At 49.6% G+C, this 3,519-nt stretch carries 2 protein-coding genes; both read left to right on the forward strand.

The features are described 5' to 3' along the window. On the forward strand, positions 1-1,842 hold a 1,842-nt coding region (locus KBS54_07380; protein MBQ0055940.1), incomplete at its 5' end, for a YadA-like family protein. A 440-nt stretch (positions 1,843-2,282) separates the two neighbouring features. Continuing rightward, complete coding sequence (locus KBS54_07385; GenBank protein MBQ0055941.1) at positions 2,283-3,221, forward strand: hypothetical protein; 939 nt, start codon at positions 2,283-2,285, stop codon at positions 3,219-3,221. Positions 3,222-3,519: the final 298 nt, after the last annotated feature.

Raw genomic sequence — 3,519 nt, forward strand, 5'->3', positions numbered from 1 at the left:
GTTGACCTTTCAGGCATAGCGACGGACATAACGATAGAAAATCCGGACGGCAAGAAGATAATCTTTGCCAACGGCAAAAACGTCAACGTAACACAGGATACCTCCGTTGCCGACACGATTAAGTTTGTTGTCGGCACGGTGGAAAACCCGACCTTTAACGAGTCCGTGACAGTGGCGCCGGCATCTGCCAATGCGACAGTAATTGACGGAAACGGCATAACGGTGGGAACGTCAAGCTTCAACAGCAGCATGCTTACGATAGGTACAAGCAGCCTTACGACAGACACGCTTGCGGTAGGCGGCAGGAACTACATAACGTCAGCCGGAATCAACGCAAACGCTCAGAAGATTACAGGCGTGGCGGACGGATCTACTGCCTATGACGCGGTGAACTACGGACAGTTCAGCAAGGCTTACACAGACGCGGCATACGCGGGCAATACGCTGACTCTGACAAGAGCCGATGGCACGACAACCGACCTGACGATAGCAGGCGGCAGCGGCGGCGGAGCGTGGACTGCAATGGTTGGCGGAAAGTCAATCAGCGTGAACTCTGACAAACCGACGCTTACGTTTGAAAATGGCGGAGGCATAACGCTTGAAGCAGACGAAATGTCCAACTCAATCAAAATCAGCGCGACAGGCGCCGGCGGTGCAATATCCGCCGGCGGCACGAAGCCTGAGGGAGCAACGGACGCGAAAGCGAACCCCGACGGAACGGCAGTGGCCAGCGGCTACAGCTCAGAAGCAAACGGCAAGGGCTCGGTTGCAACGGGCTATCTGTCAGCGGTATCACCGGAGTCCGGAGCCGGTATCGCAATAGGCAGAGGAGCGACAGTCGGCTACGAAGGCGGAAGTATAGCGGAAGACCAGGCAAAAGACACAAAGGCGGTAAGCGGCATAGCGATAGGCTTAAACAGCCATGTTGAAGGCAAGAACTCAATTGCAATCGGTGTCGGACACGTTGTTACAGGCAACGCTTCAGGCGCGTTCGGTGACCCAACGTACATTGACGCTGACAACGCATACGCGATAGGAAACCAAAACAATATTTCCGCGACTGCGACGGGCAGCTTCATAATGGGCAACAACAGCACAGTAACAGGCGAAGAAACGTTTGTTATCGGCAGCGGAGTAACAACATCGGCGAAAAACAGCGTAATACTCGGCAGCGGTTCAACAGCCTACGAAGACAATGTTGTATCAGTCGGTGCCAAGGGCAAGGAACGTAAGATAACGAACGTTGCGCCCGGTGAAATTTCAGCCACCTCAACTGATGCCGTCAACGGTTCACAGCTGTACGAAGCAATGCAGGGCAGCGATCCTGCTATAAGACAGGAACTGAACGCTGTTGCAAACGAAGTCAAAGAAGTCGGCGCAATTTCAGCGGCGCTGGCGGGACTGCACTATGTTGAGCCGAGCGGAGAAGAAGGCGACAAATTTGTCGGTGCGGTTGCCTACGGCAACTACCGCGGCGAAAGCGCGGCTGCAATCGGTGTAGCGTTCAAGCCGAATCCGAACTTTATGCTCAGCGCGTCAACAAGCGTCGGCAACAGTCAGAACGCGTACAATGCCGGAGTGAGCTTCAAATTCGGCAAGGGCGAAACGGCTGTAACGCGTGCGGCGCTTCAGAAACAGGTTAAGTTCGTCAACGAAGAAAACAGAGTGTTAAAAGCGCAGATTGTGAACCTCTCGACAGAAAACGCGAACATACTGGCAGACAACATAGCACAGAACGAAAAACTGAAATTACAGGACGAAGCGATTGAAGCGTTGAAAAAAGAAAACGCTGAAATCAAAACAATGCTGAACAAGGTGCTGAAACAGATAAAAAAGAAATAAGGGTGACAGCAGCAAAAATGTGCCTGCGGCGTGTGAGGGCTCGCCGCGGGCACAGCCCTAAGTCCTGAGGAAATAGCAAATACAGGATACAAGAGGCTCACAGAGCCTCTTTTCCCCGCCTTTCTGTGCAAAACGGTGCATAACCCTGTGGATAATCCTGTGTCTGCTGTGTGTTCCCAAACGGGTTCGTGCGTACTCCTCCGGCACACAGACAGACTGCCCTTCACAGATGAGCAGAAAAACGGGGAAAAGAAGAATAAAGCGATTAAGAATGAAGAATAACAGCTTGAAGCTTGCGGCGTAGAGCTTTATACTCTCACTGGTGCTCGGTATGCGGACCCTTTAGGGTGTTCCCTGAGCGGTCATGTGCCTGTAGTAAACAGCGGAGCGAAGCGACAAGATATGTGGCGCCCGACTGGTAGTATAAGGAGGAAAAAAGTATGAAGAAGTTTTTCAGGGATTTGTTTATAGCAGTTGCAGTTTCTGTGATTGTCTCATTTTGTTCGGATGCAGGATCCTGCAGGGAAAAGGTTTTTCTTTCAGCCTTGCATATTGATGAAAGTTTAGCGTCTTGGGACGCATATCCCATCTTGCGCTATATTGTGATGATATGTGCCCCCGGTGTAATTTTCGGCATATTTATGGCAACTATTTACTTTTACAAGGATACCGTGTACGAAAACCCCGATAAACCCAAGGCTCCGGTTTATACGCCGAAACAGTTTGCGGGGGCAATAGTTGCAGGTTTCAGACGGGGGAAAACTGCAAAGACGACAGAGGAACAAGCCTATGAAGAATTCATCTTAATGCCGTTAGTTACAGTTGTTTTATCGTTGCTTATGACAATGGCTGTTATGTCCGGAATACATGATATTGTGAAAATTTATTTTAAATGGGTACTTTGCAGAGCAGTCGTTTTTATAGGGGCTTGGGGGTTGTGTTTCTATTTGTTTTACAAAGTGTACGAAGGTATTATGAACCAGCCGTACGTCCCAAGGTCGCAGGTTAAGGTAAAAAAGCATCAACTAATGGCGGTATTTGTTCTGGGAATGTTTTTTATTTTTATTGTACTTGGCGATTGTCGCTACACAAAGTTGAAAGCCTTTGACGAGCAAGAATATTTCTATATCGTAGCACCCTGCACATTACCGAAGAACATCGGCGAAAGCTGCCAAAACGAGGCGGTTGTGTATCTGACCAAGGAGATATCCGTTATTGATGCGGCGCAGATTGAGTTGACGAAGGAAGGTAAATACAAACTAACCGTTGATTTGAACAAACAGCGCATTGTTTCCCCGCCGGCGGTAAATCTTGAAAGGGTTCCCGTCAATTATGTGAGGCGCGGAGAGGACAATCTTGTGATTGAATTGTCCCGTTAAAAATATACAAAGCGGAATACAGACGGGCGAAAATCCCCCGTCCGCGATTTGGTGTACGGACAGAAGGGCAGAAAAAAGGTATCACTAAAAATATTCGAAAGTTTGAAAATGCAAAGTGGGGATGATGAGGCACATGGCAAAGAAGAAAATATTTTTAGACCTGTTCGGTACGGAGGAAGAGCTTGCCGAGCAGGAAACTGCGGAACGCAAAGAGCTTCAGGAAAAAGCCGAAGCGGTTTCTCTTGAACGGGCAACGCCAGAACCTGAACGCGGCGACACGGTGCTTGCGGCAGGCACA

It is taken from the genome of Candidatus Equadaptatus faecalis, from assembly GCA_018065065.1.
Taxonomy (GTDB): domain Bacteria; phylum Synergistota; class Synergistia; order Synergistales; family Synergistaceae; genus Equadaptatus; species Equadaptatus faecalis.